At 62.7% G+C, this 20257-nt stretch carries 19 protein-coding genes and 1 tRNA gene; 9 read left to right on the forward strand and 11 right to left on the reverse strand.

Going from position 1 to position 20257, the window contains the following annotated elements; translation table 11 throughout:
- Positions 1–94 precede the first annotated feature (94 nt).
- Together L21_RS12570 and L21_RS12575 are read left to right on the forward strand one after the other, a co-directional pair.
- On the forward strand, positions 95–766 hold the full coding sequence (locus tag L21_RS12570) for an MTAP family purine nucleoside phosphorylase (protein ID WP_074370796.1): 672 nt from the start codon (positions 95–97) through the stop codon (positions 764–766).
- Positions 763–2070 carry an amidohydrolase family protein gene (locus L21_RS12575; protein ID WP_074370797.1) on the forward strand — a complete coding sequence of 436 codons (1308 nt, stop codon included), beginning with the start codon at positions 763–765 and terminating at the stop codon, positions 2068–2070. Before L21_RS12570 ends, L21_RS12575 begins: the two co-directional genes overlap by 4 nt.
- 6 nt (positions 2071–2076) lie before the next feature.
- On the opposite strand, the gene L21_RS13950 is transcribed toward L21_RS12575, so the two are convergent.
- On the reverse strand, positions 2077–2922 hold the full coding sequence (locus L21_RS13950) for a 4Fe-4S ferredoxin (RefSeq protein ID WP_074370798.1): 846 nt from the start codon (positions 2920–2922) through the stop codon (positions 2077–2079).
- Positions 2923–2966: 44 nt separating this feature from the next.
- Positions 2967–4667: an AMP-binding protein gene (locus L21_RS12585; protein WP_074370799.1), complete on the reverse strand. Its 1701-nt coding sequence runs from the start codon at positions 4665–4667 to the stop codon at positions 2967–2969.
- Positions 4668–4762: 95 nt separating this feature from the next.
- Between L21_RS12585 and L21_RS12590 the strand changes: the two genes are divergently transcribed.
- Positions 4763–4915 (forward strand) — tRNA-Trp (locus L21_RS12590).
- Positions 4916–5325: 410 nt separating this feature from the next.
- On the opposite strand, the gene L21_RS12595 is transcribed toward L21_RS12590, so the two are convergent.
- Positions 5326–5853, reverse strand: a complete 528-nt coding sequence (locus L21_RS12595) for a DUF421 domain-containing protein (protein WP_074370800.1) — start codon at positions 5851–5853, stop codon at positions 5326–5328.
- Between the two features lie 165 nt (positions 5854–6018).
- On the opposite strand from L21_RS12595, the gene L21_RS12600 reads away from it, so the two are divergent.
- From L21_RS12600 to L21_RS12610, 3 genes are all read left to right on the forward strand, one after another.
- A complete protein-coding gene (locus L21_RS12600; protein WP_074370801.1) occupies positions 6019–7200 on the forward strand; it encodes a bifunctional 5,6,7,8-tetrahydromethanopterin hydro-lyase/3-hexulose-6-phosphate synthase in 1182 nt (393 codons plus the stop codon).
- A 103-nt stretch (positions 7201–7303) separates the two neighbouring features.
- Complete coding sequence (locus L21_RS12605) at positions 7304–7891, forward strand: PH domain-containing protein (RefSeq protein ID WP_074370802.1); 588 nt, start codon at positions 7304–7306, stop codon at positions 7889–7891.
- Complete coding sequence (locus tag L21_RS12610; RefSeq protein ID WP_074370803.1) at positions 7888–9387, forward strand: PH domain-containing protein; 1500 nt, start codon at positions 7888–7890, stop codon at positions 9385–9387. Before L21_RS12605 ends, L21_RS12610 begins: the two co-directional genes overlap by 4 nt.
- Before the next feature lie 129 nt (positions 9388–9516).
- Here the strand turns inward: L21_RS12610 and L21_RS12615 are convergent, their stop codons facing one another.
- Positions 9517–11244: a TIGR03768 family metallophosphoesterase gene (locus tag L21_RS12615; RefSeq protein WP_074370804.1), complete on the reverse strand. Its 1728-nt coding sequence runs from the start codon at positions 11242–11244 to the stop codon at positions 9517–9519.
- 434 nt (positions 11245–11678) lie between these two features.
- Between L21_RS12615 and L21_RS12620 the strand changes: the two genes are divergently transcribed.
- Both L21_RS12620 and L21_RS12625 read left to right on the forward strand, forming a co-directional pair.
- The gene (locus tag L21_RS12620; protein ID WP_074370805.1) at positions 11679–11990 is read left to right on the forward strand and encodes a nucleotidyltransferase family protein; all 312 of its coding nucleotides are present in this window, start codon (positions 11679–11681) and stop codon (positions 11988–11990) included.
- Positions 11977–12324 carry a HepT-like ribonuclease domain-containing protein gene (locus tag L21_RS12625; RefSeq protein ID WP_074370806.1) on the forward strand — a complete coding sequence of 116 codons (348 nt, stop codon included), beginning with the start codon at positions 11977–11979 and terminating at the stop codon, positions 12322–12324. The genes L21_RS12620 and L21_RS12625 overlap by 14 nt, the downstream gene beginning before the upstream one ends.
- Positions 12325–12379: 55 nt before the next feature.
- Here L21_RS12625 and L21_RS12630 read toward each other — a convergent pair whose 3' ends face one another.
- Together L21_RS12630 and L21_RS12635 are read right to left on the reverse strand one after the other, a co-directional pair.
- A complete protein-coding gene (locus tag L21_RS12630) occupies positions 12380–13456 on the reverse strand; it encodes a GHMP family kinase ATP-binding protein (protein WP_074370807.1) in 1077 nt (358 codons plus the stop codon).
- Between the two features lie 15 nt (positions 13457–13471).
- Positions 13472–14023: a ferredoxin domain-containing protein gene (locus tag L21_RS12635; RefSeq protein WP_074370808.1), complete on the reverse strand. Its 552-nt coding sequence runs from the start codon at positions 14021–14023 to the stop codon at positions 13472–13474.
- 87 nt (positions 14024–14110) lie between these two features.
- Here L21_RS12635 and msrA point away from each other — a divergent pair, with 87 nt between their 5' ends.
- Positions 14111–14605, forward strand: coding sequence for a peptide-methionine (S)-S-oxide reductase MsrA (msrA, locus tag L21_RS12640; protein ID WP_074370809.1), 495 nt, complete (start codon positions 14111–14113; stop codon positions 14603–14605).
- A gap of 485 nt (positions 14606–15090) precedes the next feature.
- On the opposite strand, the gene L21_RS12645 is transcribed toward msrA, so the two are convergent.
- From L21_RS12645 to L21_RS12665, 5 genes are all read right to left on the reverse strand, one after another.
- Positions 15091–15516 (reverse strand): PaaI family thioesterase, encoded by a 426-nt coding sequence (locus L21_RS12645; protein ID WP_074370810.1) that lies wholly within the window; start codon positions 15514–15516, stop codon positions 15091–15093.
- A gap of 4 nt (positions 15517–15520) precedes the next feature.
- Positions 15521–16219 (reverse strand): glycosyltransferase family 2 protein, encoded by a 699-nt coding sequence (locus L21_RS12650; RefSeq protein WP_074370811.1) that lies wholly within the window; start codon positions 16217–16219, stop codon positions 15521–15523.
- Positions 16220–16375: 156 nt separating this feature from the next.
- Positions 16376–17353, reverse strand: coding sequence for a glycosyltransferase family 4 protein (locus tag L21_RS12655; RefSeq protein ID WP_074370812.1), 978 nt, complete (start codon positions 17351–17353; stop codon positions 16376–16378).
- On the reverse strand, positions 17350–18663 hold the full coding sequence (locus L21_RS12660) for a protoporphyrinogen/coproporphyrinogen oxidase (protein WP_083609040.1): 1314 nt from the start codon (positions 18661–18663) through the stop codon (positions 17350–17352). The genes L21_RS12655 and L21_RS12660 overlap by 4 nt, the downstream gene beginning before the upstream one ends.
- Before the next feature lie 150 nt (positions 18664–18813).
- Positions 18814–20208, reverse strand: a complete 1395-nt coding sequence (locus L21_RS12665; RefSeq protein WP_074370814.1) for an NAD(P)H-dependent oxidoreductase — start codon at positions 20206–20208, stop codon at positions 18814–18816.
- Positions 20209–20257: the final 49 nt, after the last annotated feature.

The following is a 20257-nucleotide window of genomic DNA, read 5'->3' on the forward strand; positions in this document are numbered from 1 at the left end:
GCACCGGAACGGTGAGCCTTTTTTGCTGGGAGGTCTACACTCTAAGGAGAATGTCGTACGGAGAAGCGTATGCCGCTATAGGGGAGAGGGTCTGGTGCTCGGGATCATAGGGGGCACGAGCCTCCTCTTCGCCGACCTGCCGGCGCTCGAGAAGACGACCGTCGCCACCCCCTACGGGAAGGCGGAGGTGCACACCGGGGCCTTCGCGCTCCTCCTGCGCCACCAGCACAACCTCCCCCCGCACCGGATCAACTACCGGGCGTGCCTCGCCGCGCTCGCCGTCCTCGGGGTGGAGGAGATCGTCGCGTTCGGTTCCTCCGGCTCACTGAAACCGGAGATAGCGCCGGGCTCGATCGTCATCCCGACTGACTACTTAAGCGTCACCGATATCCCGTCCATCCACGAGTGCACCATCGGCCACGTCCGCCCGGAACTGGACGCGGACCTGGTCCGCACCCTCGCCGGACTGGTGCCGAACGCCCGGGTGGGCGGGGTATACGCCCAGACCCGCGGGCCGCGGATCGAGACGATCGCCGAGGTCAAAGCGCTCGCCCGCGTGGCGGATATCGTCGGGATGACGGTTGCAAGCGAAGCGACGCTCGCCCTCGAACTCGGGATGCGGTTTGCCGCCGTCTGTACCGTGGACAACTACGCGAACGGCCTCGGGGAAGAGACCCTGACCTACGAGCACATCCTCGCGACCTCCCGGGCGAACTGCCGGAGAACCGAGAAGATTCTTGAGAATATCGTGGAGAGATTTGCATGAACGAGATATTCACCGCCAGAGGATCCGTCCTGATCGCCGGGGTCACCGTCGACGGATCGACCGTCGATATCGCGGTCGACGAGAAAGGTACGATCGCCGCGATTGGAAAGGACGCGAAGAAGACCATCGACGCCGATATCGTCATCGACGGCTCCGACCGGATAGCCGTCCCCGGCTTCGTGAACACGCATACCCACGCCGCGATGAGCCTCCTGCGCGGCTACGCCGACGACATGGTCCTGCAGGACTGGCTCTCGCAGAAGATCTGGCCGCTTGAGGCGCACCTGACCGGCGACGACGTCTACGCCGGGACGAAACTCGCGTGCCTGGAGATGATCAAGAGCGGCACCGTCGCGTTCAACGACATGTACTTCTTCATGGACCGGGCCGCAGCGGCGGTCGACGAGATGGGCATGCGGGCGACGCTCGCCTACGGGTTCATCGACCTCGGGATGGAGGAGAAGCGGGAGGCCGAGATCAAGGCGACCGAAACCCTTGTCGCCCACGTCAGATCGCTCGACAACCCGCGGATCAGGGCCGCCGTCGGCCCCCACTCCGTCTACACCGTCTCCCCCGAAGGCCTCACCTGGTGCGCCGAATACGCAAAAGAGCAGGGGATCGGCATCCACGTCCACCTCTCCGAGACCGAGAAGGAGGTCGTCGACTGCGTCGCCCGGTTCGGCAAACGCCCGGCGGTCCACCTCGACGACTGCGGCTGCCTCACCCCCCGGACGGTCGCCGCGCACTGCTGCTGGCTCGACGAGGCCGAGTGCCGGCTCCTTGCAGAGCGCGGCGTCACCGCCTCCCACAACCCGGCAAGCAACATGAAACTCGCCGTCAACCGGGCGATGCCCTACCACTGGCTGAGACAGCACGGGGCGAACGTCTCCCTCGGGACGGACGGCTGCTCCTCGAACAACAACCTGGATCTCATGGAGGAGATGAAGTTCGCCGCGCTCCTCCAGAAGTTCGCCTGGAACTCGCCGACCGTCCTCCCCGCGGGCGAGGCGATCGCGATGGCGACCGCGGCGGGCGCCCGGGCGCTCGGCACCGGCCCCGGCACCCTGACCGTCGGCGCACCGGCCGACATCGTCCTCCTCGACGCCCGTGCGGCCTGCAACACCCCGCTCTTCCATCCCGACTCAAACGCCGTCTACGCCTGTAACGGCGGCGCGGTCATGACCGTCCTCTGCCAGGGAAGAGTCCTGATGCACGAGCGGGAGGTCCCGGGAGAAGAGGAGATCGTCCGCGAAGCCGGAGAGACCGCCCGATCGCTCGTCGCGCGGGCGGAAGAGGCCCAATAACCTTTTTTATCGCGGCCTTCGCGACTCGCAGGGCACGCCGGTCTGGCAGAAACCGCAACTCGCGACCGGGAGGCCGAGTTCGTCCTCGACGAAGGGCATCGTCGTCTCCCGGATGTACGCGAAGCACCGCTCCTTGTCGTGCCCCTCCGCCGAGATCGCGCCCGTAGGACAGCGGCGGATGCAGGCGTCGCACCCGGAGGGGTGGAGGCAGTATCCGTTCCTGTCGCTGTAGGGTCGCGGCGTCGGGGGAAGGTCTATCGCGGCCACGACCGACCCGAACCGCACCGCCTTGCCCCGCTCCGTGATCAGGCCGTCGCTGAGGCCGAAGGTGCCGAGGGCTGAAGCGTAGGCGGCGTGCCGCTCCGACCAGCGCGAGGCGATGCCGAACCGTTCCGAGGTCTCCCGCCCGAACGCCGGGAGCCGAACCGGGGCGACGGCCGGGTATCCGGCATCGACGAGCACCCGGACGAGACGATCGCGGAGACGGTCGTTCACCGCCTCCCCGTAGTGGCGGGCAAGGCTCCAGCGCCGCGAGGGAAGAGCCGTGCACGCCCGGTGGTCTCGCCGTGTCGCAGCGGTCTGCGGCAGCGCCCAGACGACGACGGCGAGGTCGGACGCCGCGACGTCTATCCCCGGAAACCCGGCACGGAGCGCCTCGAGGGGCGTCCAGTGAAACGGTCCGATCGTCTCCTGAAACTCGGCGTAGAGCGGGTCGTCGCCGCGGGAGACGCCGATGAGCGGGCCGTCCCAGGCGGGCTCCGCGCAGTCCGGGCCGAGCCGATTTACGTCCGGGTCGGCGAGGATTGAGCGGATCTCCTCGAAGATTTCCCGGACGCCGAACGAGTCGTGCATGATAAGGAGACGTCGTGCGGAATAAAAAAAAGGTGGGACGGGGGTTACGCCGTCTCGATCTTCGACTCGCTCTCGAGCCCGAGTTCCTCGATCGCCATCTCGCGCATCTGGAACTTCATGATCTTGCCCGAGACCGTCATCGGGAATTCGTCGACGAACTTGACGTAGCGCGGGATCTTGAAGTGCGCGATCCTCCCGCGGCAGTACTCCTTCACCCCGTCCTCCGTGAGGACCGCGCCGTTGTCGGTCTTGACCCAGGCCATCAGCTCCTCGCCGTACTTCCGGTCCGGGACACCGATCACGTAGGCGTCGGCAATCTTCGGGTGGGTGTGGAGGAACTCCTCGATCTCACGCGGGTAGATGTTCTCCCCGCCGCGGATCACCATATCCTTCAGGCGGCCGACGATCTTGACGTAATCCTCCTCGTCCATCGTCCCGAGGTCGCCGGTATGGTTCCAGCCGTTCTCGTCGATCGTCGCCCGGGTGGCGTTCGGGTTGTTGTAGTAGCACCGCATCACGCAGTAGCCGCGGGCGCAGATCTCGCCGGTCTCCCCGCGGGGGACGATCCTCTTCGTGTGCGGGTCGATGATCTTGATCTCGGTGTGGGGGAAGGGTTTCCCCACCGTCGAGACCCGCCGCTCCAGGGGATCGGCGGTCGTCGTCATCGTGACGCCGGGAGAGGTCTCCGTCTGCCCGTAGACGATCACGATCTCGGACATGTTCATCTCCTTGTTGACCTCCCGCATCACCTCGGTCGGGCAGGGCGACCCGGCCATGATCCCGGTGCGGAGCGTCTCCAGCCGGTACTTCGGGAAGTCCGGGTGGGAGAGTTCCGCGATGAACATCGTCGGCACCCCATGGAGCGCCGTGCACTTCTCGTCCTGCACGGTCTTGAGGACCGATTCGGCGTTGAAGACCGGCGCGGGGAGAACCATCGCGGCGCCGTGGGTGACGGCGGCCATGTTCGAGAGCACCATGCCGAAGCAGTGGTAGAACGGCACCGGGATGCAGAGCCGGTCCTCGTGGGTGAACTTCATCCCCTCGCCGATGATGAACCCGTTGTTCAGGACGTTGTGGTGGGTCAGGACGACGCCCTTCGGGAACCCGGTCGTCCCGCTGGTGTACTGGATGTTGACCGCGTCGTCGAAGTCGAGCGACGCCTCCCGCTCCCGAAGCTCGTCGGGGCTGATGAGGTCGGCCTTCGCCATGAGGTCGTCCCAGGTGTACATCCCGTTGTAGGGGATGTCGCCGAGGAAGACGACGTTTTTCAGGAACGGGAACTTGTCGCTGTTGATCCGGCCGGGTTTCGCCTCGAACGCTTCCGGGCAGGACTCGTAGAACATCCCGACGTAGTCGGAGGTCTTGAACCGCCCCTGGATGAGGAGGGTCTGGACCTCCGACTGCTTCATGGCGTAATCGAACTCGTAGGTCCGGTAGGCCGGGTTGATGTTCACCATGATGGCGCCGATCTTCGCCGTGGCGAACTGGGTAAGCACCCACTCCGCGTAGTTCAGCGCCCATATCGCGACCCGGTCACCGCGCTCCACGTCGAGCGCCATCAGGGCACGCGCCAGGGTGTCGACGCGCTCAAGAAATTCCGCATACGTCCAGCGGATGTTCTGGTGGACGGAGACGAGCGCATCGCTATCCGGATGCGCCGCTGCGATTCGGTTCAGCATTTCACCGATGGTGATGCCGAGCAGGGGTATCTGCGAGTTCCCACACGCGTAACTGCCCTCAACCATTCTATATAAATGGGTTCTGTGACGGTTATATGATTAATGGTTCTTACCGAGCGTAATCCTTATACTGCATGGCCGTCAAAGGTATAGAGGACAGTGGGGTCGTGGCCAAGCCCGGAATGGCGACGGGCTCCAGCGGTCTTTGCACGTGATGAACAATGGGTCTCCTGACTTACGGATGATGACCCGTTGGAGCACTGATGCATGTCGGAGAGACCCGTCGATCGTGAGTTCAAATCTCACCGACCCCACATTCTTATGATCTTACCGGATACCGCAGGGTATCTCTGGAACTTCTCCTTCGCGCCTAAGGTGTTCATGCTCCTGCCCTTCAGCCAGCCGCACTTCGAAACCCTCCGGCTTTCTCAAGCTCCGTTCCTACGGAACGTCGCACTTCGCACCTGGCGGTGCTCGAACTCCGGCCCTTCGGCCTGTCGTTCTTCGCGGCTTCGCGTCCTTCGCGTGAGACGGTATTACTATCAGCAATCGATATCGCACGCGAAGCCGCGCAGAACGCGAAGAACCGTTTGGTTGTGAGTAACTCCCCTTCGAAGCCTGATGGCTTCTCATGCTCGCTACACTCGCACTTCGCGTGAGGCCGTGTCATTACTCATAAACTGTCAACTCACGCGAAGAACGCGAAGATGCCCTGCAGAGCAGGTCACTCCGACTTCTTCTCCTCCTCTGCGGCCGCGGCCGCCCGGTGCTGGCGGCTCTCCTTATAGGTGAGCGCCGATATGTCGCCGTCGCTCTCGATGTAGGCGACCCGCACCTTCTCAATCCCGTCGATGCCCCGTGCCCGGAGCCGCTCGATGAGGTCGTCGCGGGTCATCAGTTCCCGCCTGAGGCTTCGTTCGATCACGTGGCCGTTCTCGATCACCTTGAGCGCCTCCGGCGAGACGATCTTGCGGAACCGCTTGCTCTTGTACTGTCCGAAGGAGACGAGCACCGAGAGGGTGAGAAGCGTCGACGCGCTGACGAGCCCTGCAAGGAGCGAGTCGTCGCCCGCGGTGAACGCCTCCGAGATGCTCTCGGATATGATGAGGAGGAGGATCAGGTCGAAGGGCGTCAACTGCCCGAACTCGTGCCTGCCGATGACCCGCATGACGAGCAGGAGGAAGAAGTAGATCACCGCCGCCCGGAGGATGAGTTCGACGAGCGGCGTCTGGAGGACGAAAAGTTCCGACATGGGCGTGAGTGAACCGTGACCGGATTATACCTTCCCCGGTTTTGTGGGAGACGTCCTCGCCCGGCCTCCTGAACCGGATCTTCCCGCACATAACAGTATCGCCCCGACCGGGAGGTCTTTAATACCTGCTTCACCAATATTTCAGCACTATCTGAGGGCATCCATATGTATCTCATCGGTGAAGCATTGGTTGGAGACGGCGCAGAACTTGCGCACATAGATCTGATAATGGGAAACAAAGAGGGCGCGGTAGGACAGGCGTTCGCAAACGCCATCTCGCAGCTCTCGAAGGGGCACACGCCGCTCCTCGCGGTCGTCAGGCCGAACCTGCCGACGAAACCTTCGACGCTGATCATCCCGAAGGTCACCATGAAGAAGGGGTACCAGGTGAACCAGATGTTCGGGCCCGTCCAGGCCGCGGTGGCGAAGGCCGTCGCGGACTCGGTCGAGGAAGGCGTCTTTGAGGGGGTCGATATCGAGGACACCGTCATCATGGCGAGCGTCTACCTCGACACCGCCGCGGAGGACTACAACAAGATCTACCGGTTCAACTACGGCGCGGTGAAACTCGCGCTCCGCCGGGCTCTCGACCGGTTCCCCGACGTCGAGACGCTCCTGCACGAGAAGGACCGGGCGGCTCACGCGGTCATGGGATTCAAGGTCCAGCGCCTCTGGGACCCGCCCTACCTCCAGGTCGCTATGGACCTCGTCGACAGGAACCACATGCGCAAGGTCCTTGAGTCGCTGCCCCAGAACGACCACCTGATCATCGAGGCGGGAACGCCCCTGATCAAGAAGTTCGGGCTCTCGATCATATCCGAGATCCGCGAGATCCGGCCGAATGCGTTCATCGTCGCGGACTTAAAGACGCTCGACACCGGGAACCTCGAGGCACGGATGACCGCCGACGCCGGCGCCGACGCCGTCGTGATCTCCGGCCTCGCGCCCATCTCGACGATCGAGAAGGCGATCGAGGACACCCGCAAGACCGGGATCTACACGGTCGTGGATATGCTCAACGTCGAGAACCCCGTCGCCGTCATCGAGCAGTTGAAGGTGAAGCCGGACGTCGTGGAACTCCACCGGGGCATCGACATCGAGGATACCGACTACGCCTGGGGAGACATCCCGGCGATCAAGAAGGCCGGCGGCGAGCGGCTCCTGGTCGCGACGGCGGGCGGCATCCGGCAGCCCGTCGTGAAGGACGCGCTCAAGGCGGGCGCCGACATTCTGGTCGTCGGCCGCGCCATCACCGCGAGCAAGAACATCCAGCACGCGGCCGAAGAGTTCCTCCAGGAACTGAGCACCGAAGAGATCGACCAGTTCAGGATCATGACCGACTTCTAACGTCGGCCGATATCTTTTTTTCCGCCGGAGAGTTTCCGGCGGCGCAGGGTTGCAAGCCGTCCCGGACAATAGGTTAACGTGAGCAGAACGGCAACGAATAACCATGTCGTTTCCCGGCCCGGTGAGCGGGCAGGCTCCGGCCGACGGGGGATCGCCGGAACCCGGGGCGGGCACGGGCGGGTATCGGCGGCTGAACCGGAAGTGCATGCTCTCGATGTACATCGACTACGCCATAGGGTATGCGGTTCTGCTCGCGGCCTACATCCTCACAAAGACCTATGGAGAAGGGTTCCTGGGGGCCTACTACGATCCTGTCGGGTACGGGTTCCTGGTCGCCCTGGGGATCGCTCTGGTCTACATAGCCGTGGCTCCGCCGGTCTTCTACGCCCGGTACCGCTACCGGATCACCGAAGACCGGGTTGATGTGCGTTGCGGAGTCCTCTTCATCCGCCACACCCTGGTCCCGATCGAGCGGGTGCACCAGGTGGAGATCGCGAGAGGCCCGATCAACAACCTGCTCGGCCTCGCTGATGTCACCATAACCACGGCAGGGGGCGAGGCGACCCTCAGGTACCTGGAACTTGACGAGGCGGAGAAGGTGGCCGACCGGCTCAACAACCTGATCGGGAGGATGCTCCGGGAGAGGATGCCGACGACCCCGGGCCCCCGGCCGGGGGCTGCAGACGAATGACCGACGAGTGCAGCAGCGATACGGCTGCGGACACCCCAACTCGCCATGACGAGACGATCCGGTGCCACCCGAGCATCATCGTGGAGCGCTCGCTCTCGGCAATCGTGGTGCTGGGCGTCCTCGCCACGCAGCTCGGCAGGGGTGCCGTACCGGCCGTGTTCGCGATCCTCTTCATCGGGCTGGTGCTCTTCAACTACCGGCAGTGGAGCCGGACGACCGTCCGGTTCGACGAGACGGGCGTGGTGGTGGAGAGGAACACCCTCTTCAAGACGAAGAAGACGCTCCCCTACGCGAAGATGGCGTCGGTCAACATCAACCGGGGCGTTCTGAACAGGGTCTTCGGGACGTCGAGGCTGCAGATCAACATCAACTCGGGCAGCGGTGCCACGGTGCCGGAAGCCGTCCTGACGTTCCGGCAGGATGTGGCGGAGGGGATACGGGCGGGGATGGCAGAGCGGCTGTACGGCGGCGAACCCGTCCCGGAAGAAGAGCCGGCCGAACCCCCGGTCACGTTCTCCCCGGCGGACGTGATCGTCCACGGCCTCTTCAGCGTCTCGACCTACCAGACGGTCTTCGGTTTTGCGTTCCTGGCCTACTCCGTCTTCCAGTTGTATCTCTCCGCGGGGGTAGGCGGGGGAGCACTGGTCTCCCTGCTGATGTTCGTTGTCGTCCAGCTGGCGCCGTCGGTCTCGCTGATATCCCATTACTACAACTACCGGGTCTACCGCCGGGGCGATACGATATACCTGGAGCACGGCCTTATCCGGACGTACAGGACGTCGTTTGCCGCGTCGAGGATCAACGCCGTCCGGGTAAAGCGGACTCTCGCGGCCCGGCTCCTCCACCGGTCGTGCATCGAGGCGGAGGTGGTGGGGCTCGCGTCCGGGAGCGGGGAGAGTCTCCGCCCCGTCCTCTGCCTCCTGAAAGACGATGCGGCACAGCAGAGGCTTCTCGAAGACCTGGTGCCGGAGTTCGTGTACGAAGGAGGTCGGGAGAAGCAGCCGGAGGGGGCGAAGGGCGTGCTCCGGGTCCGGGCCGCTGTAGCGTCCTTCGCGCTCGCTCTCGCGATGGTCTACCCGTCGATCGCCGTCTACCGCGCGACGACGGCCCTCCCGGGGATCGCGGGGACGGTCCTCCCCTGGGTGCTGCCGCTCGCGACGGCGGCAGTCGTCCTCGCGATATGCTACGCGACATACGTCTCCTACCGGGTGACGGAGTTCGGCACGGACAGCGACCTCTTCACGTTCGTGAACGGTGCCGTCGACCGCGAGACCGTCGTGATGAACTACGACAGGGTGCAGATGGTCTGGATCACAAAGGGGCCGGTCGCCCGGTTCTTCGGCGTCGCCCGGGGGCAGGTGTACCTCCTCTCGGCGATCGGGGGGGCGAGCGTCGGATCGGGGTATTTCGACGAGGGCCGGCTCGCCGCCATCGGGGAGACCGTGATGGCGCGGATCGTGAGCGGGGAGTACGATTACCGGAAGAACAGTGTCTGAGCGGGGGAAGGCCCCGGCTGTGAGAGATCTCGAATCCGGGAAGAGGAATCAGCTCGATCGGTATGAGAAAAAGGGTGGCGGGTCAGGGCTCACCGGTAGACCGGGGCCGGTAAAAGTGCGATCGCCTGCCTAGAGATCTCTTCCTGTCTTCTGAAGTATCTCCTGCATCTCCGGGGTCAACTGGAGAACAAGTTCTGCATTATATGCACCGCTTGGCTTCATCTCTACGGGAGATTGGAATATCTGTTGGGCTGCGATAGCATACGACCGCGATTGGGCAGCGGGCGATCCGTCTCTGACCGCCGGATCGACATTGGTCGCAAAGATCGAGACGGTATCATCGCCGTTATAGACGACCTCGAAGATCCGGAACTGCTGAGGGAACTCCCGCAGTGATGCGGTTTCAACCTGCCAGAAACCGAGTTCAGGACGGTCGACATCCGGAGATTTGATAGGTATCACGGTATTTTGATGGCGATGCCCCGAGATCCATACCATGAGATTTGGATAGGTCTGAAGTTTGGCTATCAGATCGACATCGGATACCGCAGCGTACTGACTCCATTTCATCAACGAACTGAGACCGGCTTCATCCTCCTGGATGACTATCGGAATGTGTGCTGCGATGATCATGAGCTTTCCTTCAGCCTGACCACTCTCGAGTTCTTGTACCAGCCAGTCGTAGCGTTCCTGATCGATAGAACCAAATCCGGAGCTGCCTTCACCGGGATCATCGTCCCTCTGGGTATCATCAAGCACAATGACCTTTATCGGAACGTCCGATCTCGGTTCGAACGAGTAACAGGCAAATCCCGTTGTTCTATCGGACTGGTTGAATCCATGCCCTTTTGGACTTGAAGGGGAGTCTAAAAATTCACCGATCCCCTCTGTTCTCGAGAGGAAACTGCGATTTTGATCGGCCGGGACCGTTGGGGCACCATCAGGGAAGTCGGTGACGGGGCCTGCACCGATGATGTCACCATAGGGTGTCCGGCCATCGATTGCTCCCATATAGAAGCCACGGCTCTTCAACTGGCGCGGATCGGAGAAGATATTACCCAATTCGAGTACGGCGTTGCCGGTCAAGGCACTGTTGACGTGATCATCAGGAGGGAAGAGACCCATCCAGAAGTGATCGTGATTGCCGAGAGCCTGATACCATCTGATCGATTCATCAAGCCCTGCCGCTCTGTATTGGTCCTGGTAATCGTTGAGAGGGCCGGGGATGGGATCGTCCCTGTCACCCGAATCGGGGTTGACCGTCCTGCCGTCAAGCACATCGATATACCATCGCAGTTCGTTGTACTGGCCACTGTTGATTGCGTCACCAAGGAATATGCCGAAGTCAAATGGATCCTCTTTATGAAGGGCGTTCACCGTCTGGACCGCCGCGTCGAGGACATGGGTGGTATACAGCATAGCCGGAGAGTATCCTGAGATTACACCCCATTTATAGCCATAATAGACCACCTGACCGGGAGACTCTTTGTCAGTGATATGGATATCGCTCATGGCAAAGAAGGTCAAAAGCTTCTTTGTATTGGTATCCGATCCAGGGGTGTATCCATCCGGCATGAGGTCCAGTCTCTTCTCATAACCCAGCCCCTCGCCAAACTCCCAGACCCCATATCCATACTCTGAAAAGTTTGCGACCTGATCCGGATTCAGGGCAGGCGACGTCAAAGGGACGGGGACGGGAAGAACGGTTCTGTCAACTGTTGTCAGGACCAGAGAATCTATCGGATAATCCGGTCCTCCTTCTTCGGGGAGCTGGGAGCCGGGACCAGTGCATCCTGCTGCAGTGATGAACACCACGAGCAGGAGAGCCAGTATGGCGCCTACTTTAGAATTGTACATATTTTTCTTAGGATCAAATTGGAGATAAGGCTTTTTACGGGAGAGTACCAGATCGTCAGATGTATATACCGGCAATGACGGGACACGACAGTAGGGATGACACTACTCCTTTTCGTCCTGCAGCTGCGCCCATTCATAACGAGGCTCATAAACATTGACTGGATTTCGACTTAAATTTCGATCGGAGTAAATTTCATGGAGATATTTGTTTTACTCATTATGTGTTGTGCCTGACACATAACGAGATTCGGGATTTGTTTTTCTTCAGTGCGAGGCGGGGCTGAAGATAACCGGGTAACCGACCCCCGGCGAACTCCCGCCACGAGTACGGCGCCTGCTATCGGCCCTGTGCCGAAGCCGGGGGACCGGGCTGGAACGGTTCACCCGAAAGGGCTAATGTCTCAGGAGTAGTAATACCGTCATAGAGGACTCCGGTGCACGCAATCATTCGCGAGAAGATCCCTGATCTCGCCCGCATCGCGGCACGTCACCGCGTGAGGCGACTGAGCATATTCGGTTCGGCGGCGAGCGGCCGGTTCGACCCGGCAGCAAGCGACATCGACTTCGTCGTCGAGTTCGAGCCGATGACCCCGGTGGAGCATGCACGGGCGTACTTCGGCCTCGCCGAAGACCTGGCCCGGGCCCTCGGCCGCGAGGTCGATCTCGTTGAACTCTCCGCGGTAAGGAACCCAATCTTCCGCCAGGCGGTGGAAGAGACCGCGAGGGAGATCTATGCCGTCGCGTGAGGCGAAGAAGTACCTCTACGATATTGCCGAGGCCGCGAAGCATATCGCGCAGTTCACTGCCGGCAGGACGTACGAAGAATATCACGCCGACCCCATGCTCCGTTCTGCAGTGGAACGGCAGTTTGAGATCATCGGCGAAGCCCTGAACCAGCTCCTCCAGCGGGAGTCGGATCTTCAGAAGAAGATCTCCGATGCACCCCTGATCATCGCGTTCAGGAACCGTTTGATTCACGGATATGCAACTGTATCCGATGAGGTTGTCTGGGGTGTTGTCAAAGGGTATCTGCCGGTTCTTTCCGGTGAGGTGCAGGCTCTCCTGACAGAGAACGAATAGTCAGTGCCGTTGCGTCTTTAAAAAAGGGGTTTTAAGCAGGGTTACCCCCGCCCCTTCACGCCCTCTCCTGGACCTTCAACCCCTCGTTGTCCACCGTCGTCGCGATCGCGATCCGGAGCCCGACCCCTGCAAGGATCTTCGCCACCTCATCCTCCGGCCGGTCGGTGATGACCGCGATCGACGGGCCGACCGAACTCATCCCGACGAACTCGAGGCCGGCTTCGCGGAGCGCCGCCATGTAGCGGTAGATCTCGAACCCGTGGTGCTCCACCTCGGCCCGCTTCGAGCCGCGGAACTCGATCTCCCATATGACGTCGCCGGCTTTCCTGAGATCGCCCCTCTCCAGCGCCGGGATCAGGTCCATCAGGACGAGGTAGGACTTCAGCTCGCGGTCGCGGTAGTCGAGCGTCCGGGCCTTGTTCATCAGGAGGTCGAACTCCATCTCCCCCGCCGACGATATATCGGAGGACGGGATGGCGATATACACCTGCTTTCCCACGGCGAACGCGTGCCGGTAGACGAGCGCCAGTTCGTCGCCCATCACGACCATCCCGCCGTGGATGGTCGCGGCAGGCCCGACGCCGGTCTCGAACGCGAACGCGACGTTCCCGGTCGTCGTCTCCTCGACGAAGTTGCAGCCGATGAGGAGGCGGAGCTGGTCAGAGGTCAGGGGCGAGCCCACGGCGGTGTTGAGGGCGTGTCCGACCGCCGTCAGGATGGTGCTCGTCGACCCGAGCCCGACATGCTCGTGCTGGTGGTCGCGGGCGCGGATCTTAAACCCGCCCTCATAACCGACGACCTGCCGGAAGGCCTCCACGAAGTGCCGGAGGATCGGCTCGCGGGTGTAGTCGATCTCGATCCCTGAATCCGTGCACTCGACCTCGGCGGTGCAGTAGACGGCGATGGCAAACCCGATCCCGCCACCCCCGGCGTGGTCGGGGGAGAACCGGTTCATGTCGAGCACGGTGAGGTGGATCCGTGCAGGAGCACGGACGACGACGGTGCCGGATACCGGGTTGAGCCGGTAGTCCTTCTTGAGGCCACACGGCCGGATCTTCTCGCCGGGGGAGAAAGAGATGAACTCGTACTCGACGAGGTCGAGATCCCCTCCGCGGATCTTCATTATAGCCATTTTGACACTTCGCTTTCAGCGTGTACGGTCAAAGAAGATATCCTTTCCCGATGCCCGGAGCGGGATACCGTAGGCTACCCCGCAGCCGTCCAGCCACCCGAGCGAGAGCGCTCCGACCCCGGCCGAGTACATCACCCGGTTGTCGACGTTGTGGATGCTCGCGGTCTTCACCGCGGAACCGAGCGCGATCCCGAGATCCGCCATCCTGACGGCGCAGTTCGGGCCCCGGAACGGGACAGATGCCGGGAGGCCTTTCTTCTGGGCTTCGAGCATCTCCGCGCAGGTGGGATACCCGCACGCCCCGCAGTCGAGGCCCACGGCGTCGTTGTGGAGCGAGCCGACGAGGAAGCAGGCGTCGCTTGCCTTGACGTTCCCCGCGTCCCGCAGAAAGAACCCCAGGTGGTGCTTCTCGCCGTACTCCCGCATCGCACCGGCGAGCTGCTCCTTCTCCTTACCCGTGACGATCATCGTCTTGATGACGTCGCTGCCCCGGGCCTTCGGGGCGGTGCGGGCAGAGAGCGCCATCAGCCGGGCGACCATCTCTACGGCGTCTGATTCAACGACCATGAGAATACGTATCCTCTACCCCAGATAAGGGTATGCCCGGAGGGGTCGATACCTTTTTCCACAGACCCGCAAAGAAACGGAACTATCATGGTACCGGAGAAGAGCCTCGAACTTGCCACCTTCGGCGCGGGATGTTTCTGGGGCGTCGAGGAGGCATTCCGGCGCGTCCCGGGTATCAAGGATACCGCGGTGGGGTTCATGGGCGGCACCGTCGAGAACCCGACCTATGAGGGCGTCTGCACGGGAAGGACCGGGCACGCCGAGGTCGTGCAGGTGACCTACGACCCGGAGAAGGTCTCGTACCAGGCGCTCCTCGACACGTTCTGGGACGCCCACGATCCGACCACCCCGAACCGGCAGGGGCCCGATATCGGGACGCAGTACCGGTCGGTGATCTTTGTCCACACCCCGGAGCAGGAGGCGGAGGCCCGGGCCTCGAAGGAGGAGATGAACCGGTCCGGGAAGTTCCGGCGCCCCATCGTCACCGCGATCGAGCCCGCGGGGACGTTCTGGCGGGCCGAGGAGTACCACCAGCAGTACTTCGCGAAGCGCGGCGGCGGGCAGTGCCGGACGGTGTGGTAGGGGATTTCTTCTGACTGCCAGGAGGCCCGGGTTTTAACTCGCAGCGCTGCTATGTGGCATTTAACTTAGTAAAGTCCGTACACGGCTTTCCAGTGGCTATCGCCATGACTGCCCCCGCCCCGGAGGGGGCGGGGGAGGAGCGTCTGTTACCGTTGCTGCGTTGTATCGTTTCATCCCCGCCCCTCGCGGGCGGGGGAGGAGCGCGAAGCGCGGGCGGGGTGGGGGTTACAGGTTAACCTTACGAGGTAGACAGGGGAGGGGGGATGCTCCCCCCTCCCCGTCGGCCCCACCCCCAATGGCGATGTCCCCACGAAATCCGTGGTTCGTTACGCGACAGGATCAGAGCACGAAAAGCGTTGAGTCTTCGAGGTGCGCAGCCCCCACGTCCACGGTATCGGGCTTGCGCTCATACCCACTGTTTAGAAAAATAGGCTGATGGCCGGAATGCAGGGGCGAGCACCTCTAAATCGGCACCAAAACCCCTTTCACTCTTTCTGCGCCGGAACCCCGAACTTAAACCCGACACCCTCGAACGAGGCGACCGGGCGGTCGCCCGAGTAGACGTCGACGGCGTAGACCGACGTCCTCTCCGTCTCCGAGACCATGTACGCGACCGCCTCGAGCGTCTCCCCCGCGGGGACGGAAAAATAGCGGATGTTCGCGGAGATCGCGATCTGGTCGACTCCCTCCATGTTCGCGGCGATGCCAAACGCATGGTCCGCGAGGGCGAAGATCGCGCCCCCGTGGGTCGTGCCGTGGGCGTTCTTCATGCCCTCCGCCAGCATCGCCACCCGGACGCGGCCGCCCTCGATCTCCGTGACCGCCATCCCGAGGAGGCGTGCGAACCCGCAGGTGTCGGAACGCTGCACCGCCTCGGCATAGGCCTCCGGGATGGATACGGTCTGCTTCATAGAACTACTTGTACTCCCGCTGCGTGTAGGTGGCACCGCCGGCCTCGCCGCCGCGAAGAACGATGTAGAACCATTCCCAGAGCGACTTGAGCGTCCCGAACTGCTGGTAGCGCCGCATCGAGAACCCGACCTTCAGGCCCGGGTCGAGGTAGACCTTTCCGAGCTTGCGCATCCGCTGTGCAATCTCGAGATCGTCCCCGGCATCGATGCAGCGATACATCCCCGCCCGCACAAACGCCTCCCGGTCGAACGCCGTGTTGCACCCGAGCGTGAAGTAGATCGTCCGGGTGTGGTAGCCCAGGCGCGAGAAGGTGTTTGCACCGAGAAGAGAGAGCCGGTTCCTGAAGGAGTCCTCGATCGGGTAGACCGTGCCGTAGAGCTGCACGATATCCCGCTCCGCGAAGTTCCTTTCGATCCGCTCCACCCAGTCCCGGGGGAGGATGCAGTCGGCATCCGTCGTCGCGACGATATCGCCCCTAGCCGCCATCGCCCCGTCGTTTCGGGCTCCTCCAACCCGCTTGCTCGTCTGGATGAAGACCTTGTCCGCGAGGGGTTCGGCCAGTTCCCGGGTCCTGTCCTTCGAGTCTCCGTCGACGACGATGATCTCGTAGGTATCCCGCGGCACCGTCTGGTCTGCGAGCGACGCAAGACAGCGCTCGATGTTCTGCTCTTCGTTGTAAGTCGGCACGACTACGGAGATCATCCCTCGATCAACTCCCGGTATAGTTGTTGATGCCGTGCTGCTATAAGCGTGATGCCGCATCTCCCCGCCACCATAACCGGAGAAGAGGATCGGCCGCTGGGAAGCGCCGCGACGGCCCGATGGGCGCATACGTTGCCCCTCAGGGTGAACCCGGCACTACCCGGCCAGTTTCTGGTACAGGTCGATGTGGCGGGTCGCGATCGTCCTGATATCGAACTCCTCCGTGAACGGCCGGGAGAGCGCCGCATGCCGTCCGAGCAGACTCCGGTCCTCGATCAGCACCCCGGCCTCCTCGGTGTTGTCGAAGTACAGGGCGGTATCCCTGAAGTTCCCGGTGAACTCAGGGATCCTCCGGGCGACGACCGGCAGGCCGGTCGCGAACGCCTCCAGGGCGACCATCGGGAGTCCCTCCGCGTAGGAGGGGATGAAAAAGAGATCGGCGCTGCAGTAGGCGGCGGTGATGTCGTCGACAAAACCCGTGAAGAGGACGTTCTTCCCGGAACGGCTTTTCTGCTCCTCGATCATGCTGTAGTCCTGGGAGAGCCGCCCGTAGGGGAACCCGCCGACCCAGACAAACCTGATATCGGGGTGTTTGTGCGAGAGGTCGAGAAAGTCGTAGATGCCTTTCCGCGGCGTCTGCTGGGCGACGGTGAGCACCACCCACTCGTCCTCCCCGATGCCGTACTTCTCCCTGAATGCCGCCCGCTTCCCCGGGTTCGGCTGGAACTTCTCCCGGTCCACGCCGTTCGGGATGAGGGTAGTCTCGACGTCCGGGGCGATCTCGTGAACCTCCTTATCGCAGAGGGGCGAGATGGTGATGATGTGGTCGAAACTCCCGTAAATATTCGGGTAAAAATGGTTTACCGTCTCGGAGAAGGCGACGTTCCCGGTGTTGAGGCGGGGGGTCGAGTGAGCCGTGAGCACCTTGACGCCGAGACTGTACTTCTTGTTCGTCAGGGCAAGGGGGCCGAAGGTGTGGTAGTGGACGAGATCGAAGTCGCGGCCACGGGCGTTCCAGGCGATATCCGGGCAGGACTCTTCCCGGGTGAGTGCATTATAGAGCATCTTCGCCAGAGTGGCGCACCCGATGTACTTGAAGAAGAGCATGTCCTCGACGAAGAAGTTGAGTTTCATGGGTATCCCTTCACGAACTCGATCGCGCTCCTGATGCAGCCGTCCATATTGAGGTACTCGAACTGCGAGAACCGCCCGACGAGGTCGATGCCGCGTTCCCGGCAGAACTCGCGGACGATCACGATGTTCTTCTGGTATTCGGTATCGTAGACGACGTACGCGAACTTCTCCCGCGCAACGCCGGTGTAGACGACGTCGTCCCGTGAAGGGATGAACCCGGCGGCGACGAGCGACGCCACGGTATGCTCGACGATCTCGGCGTCCGACATCCGGGAGACCGCGTCCCCGTCGTTGTAGGTGATCTCGGCGAGGATCGATGAGTGATCGGGGGGGGCGACCTCGCTGCTGTAGTTCGAGGGGAACGAGATCCGGTTGAAGAGGCCGGTCTTCTCGTCGGGGACGTAGAGCCACGAGATATCGGGAACCTCCCCGGCAAGGCCGATGAAGACCGAGCAGAGCGAGTTGTAGCGGAGGGCGTCGCAGGCCGCCTGCACCTCGGCAGGAACGTCAGAGAGGCAGGGGAGCAGGTTCTGGAGCGGGATGGTCGAGATCACCCGGTCCGCATGGATGGTCGTCCGGCCGTCGCTCACCGCAAAACCCCCGTCCTCCTCGCGGACGGAGGCGACACGGAACCCTGTCCGGACGGACGGAACGACCGGTTCCGCCATCGCCTTCACCAGCGCCTCGATCCCGCCCGTCACCGGGTAGGAGAAGACCGCCTGGTGGACGTAGCCCTCGGTCTCGATCCCGATCGCCGACTTGATGATATCCTCGACCGGCGGGCGGGGGATGCGCCCCTCAACCCAGTGGTGCGACATCCGGTCGGCCGGGTAGTTCCAGATCTTCTCGTTGTAGGGGAGCATGTAACACTCGGCGATGCCCCGGCCGAAGGTGCAGGTGATCCATTCGGCAAAGTTCGTCGGCGGCAGAACCTCGCCTTTCTCGACGGCGATGAGGTTCTTGATGAACTCGTTGATGCAGAAGAAGCGGTCTTCGTCAGGGAGTTGATACAGGCCGTTCTCGAAGGGGTACTTGACATGGCGACCTTTGTAGAGGATCTTCGTGTTCCGCGTCCGCCGGTCGGCGTTCTCGCCGAGAACCGAGAGCATGAAGGAGAGGACTTCCGTGTCGCGGGAGAAGATGATGTGCGAGCCTCCGGCATCGAACGTAAACCCCGCTTCCGTCCTTGAGCGGCAGAGTCCCCCGATCCGCTCACCCTGTTCAAGAACGGTCACGTCGTCGCCCCGTTCATGGAGCAGGCGCGCGAGCGTAATTCCGGTGAGACCGCCACCCAGTACCGCCGTTTTCACGCTCATACTGTTTATGCCGAAACCATATATGGTTGACCATCCGTTTCCCCGAGGACGGCGCATATTGGAGCAAATTGCGGGAGTTCCCGGGCAGGGAACGCGGAGTGCGGGTTCTGCCGCCGCGTGAACGCCCGGCGGCCTCCCGGTGCGCTACTGCTCAGATCTTCTCTCTGCGAGAACCCGGCTCGACTCGATCGCCTTCTCGAGCGGCCGGATCATGTGGGAGGGCATCTTCTTCACCACATCCCGCCGGACGGAAGGGATGGCCATCGCAAGAGAGGTCGCCCGGGTGATGATCCTCTGCTGGTAGTCACGGGTGGGGAAGTCGTAGAGCCCGTGCTGCCGGTAATATCGGTCGTCCGCCTTGAAGATCGCCCGCATCCCTCCCCAGATCTCGTCCCGGAAGACCTTGTGGCCAGCGACGGCGGGGAAGGTGGCCGGTGCGACGTACCCCCGCTCGGAGAGCCTCACGGAGCGCTCGGCGAGAGCGTGCAGGGCGGCGTCGATCTCGCCCCCCGGCTCGCCGGTAACGATCCCCGCAAGATTGGCTCCTTCCATCACCGCGAGACCGGTGAGAACCTCCCGGAGGGTCGCGAGATGGCCGAGCGGCCCATCCACCAGGTACGCGACCTGCTTCCTCTTGAACGCCGGTATATGCCCGCTCGCGAAACTCCGGTCGAAGAACTGCTTCCAGGCGGCCGAGAGGAAACGGTCGCGGACGGTCCCGGCCATGACGAGGATATCCGCCGGGGCGACGTACTCCTCCCAGAACGCCAAAAACCCGTCGTCGTAGACGCAGGTGTTCTCAAAGGCGCACCGGCAGCACCCGAGACAGGCGCCTTTCATCGCGGCGTCCCGGATGTGGGCGACCCGGACAGAATCCCCGTAACACGCCGCGAGCCCGCCGACCATCGCCGCGAGGCCGGAACCGGGCTCCGCATCGTGGAGGATGACGACCCGCTTTCCACGGGTCTCCACCACGGCCGGCGGGGTCGTTCGGGCGTAGGGGGCGGGAGAAGCGGGCAGCGGCGGAAATTCCCGCTGAACCGGGCGCCGTTCTGCGATCGCTTCCAGGAAGTCGGAGAAGAAGAGGACGAGCTGCTCCTGGAACGCCTCCTTCCGGAGGTCTTCCATGTGGGCCGAGCAGAAACCGACGTAGCGCATGGCAAGGTCGTCGCAGATCCCGTGCAGGTAGGCGTGGGCGGTATGGTCGAAGTAGTGGATGGAGGTGGTGAGGCAGGCGGCGTACTTGCCGGAAAACGCATCCCCCGCATTCCGCTCGCCGACCAGTTCGATGAACCGCTTCAACTGGGCCGGGACCAGCATGACGTAGACGGGGGTGGCCCAGAGCACGCCGTCGGACTCCGCCACCGTGGCGAGCAGCCTCTTCCACGCCTCTCCCTGCCGCTCAATCGACCTGATATCCCGCCCTGCATGCACCACGGAGAAGGTGTGCTCCGGAAATGCCTCCTCGAGGAACCGGACGTACTGCAGGGTGACGCTCATCTCGCCTTTGGGGCTCCCGGAAATGACAGCGATCTGCATGATCTTGCCTGCTCGTGTTTTATATACGGATCTGAGGTAGGCGGGATAT

The sequence above is a fragment of the Methanoculleus chikugoensis genome (genome assembly GCF_900095385.1).
In the GTDB taxonomy this organism is placed as follows: domain Archaea; phylum Halobacteriota; class Methanomicrobia; order Methanomicrobiales; family Methanoculleaceae; genus Methanoculleus; species Methanoculleus chikugoensis_A.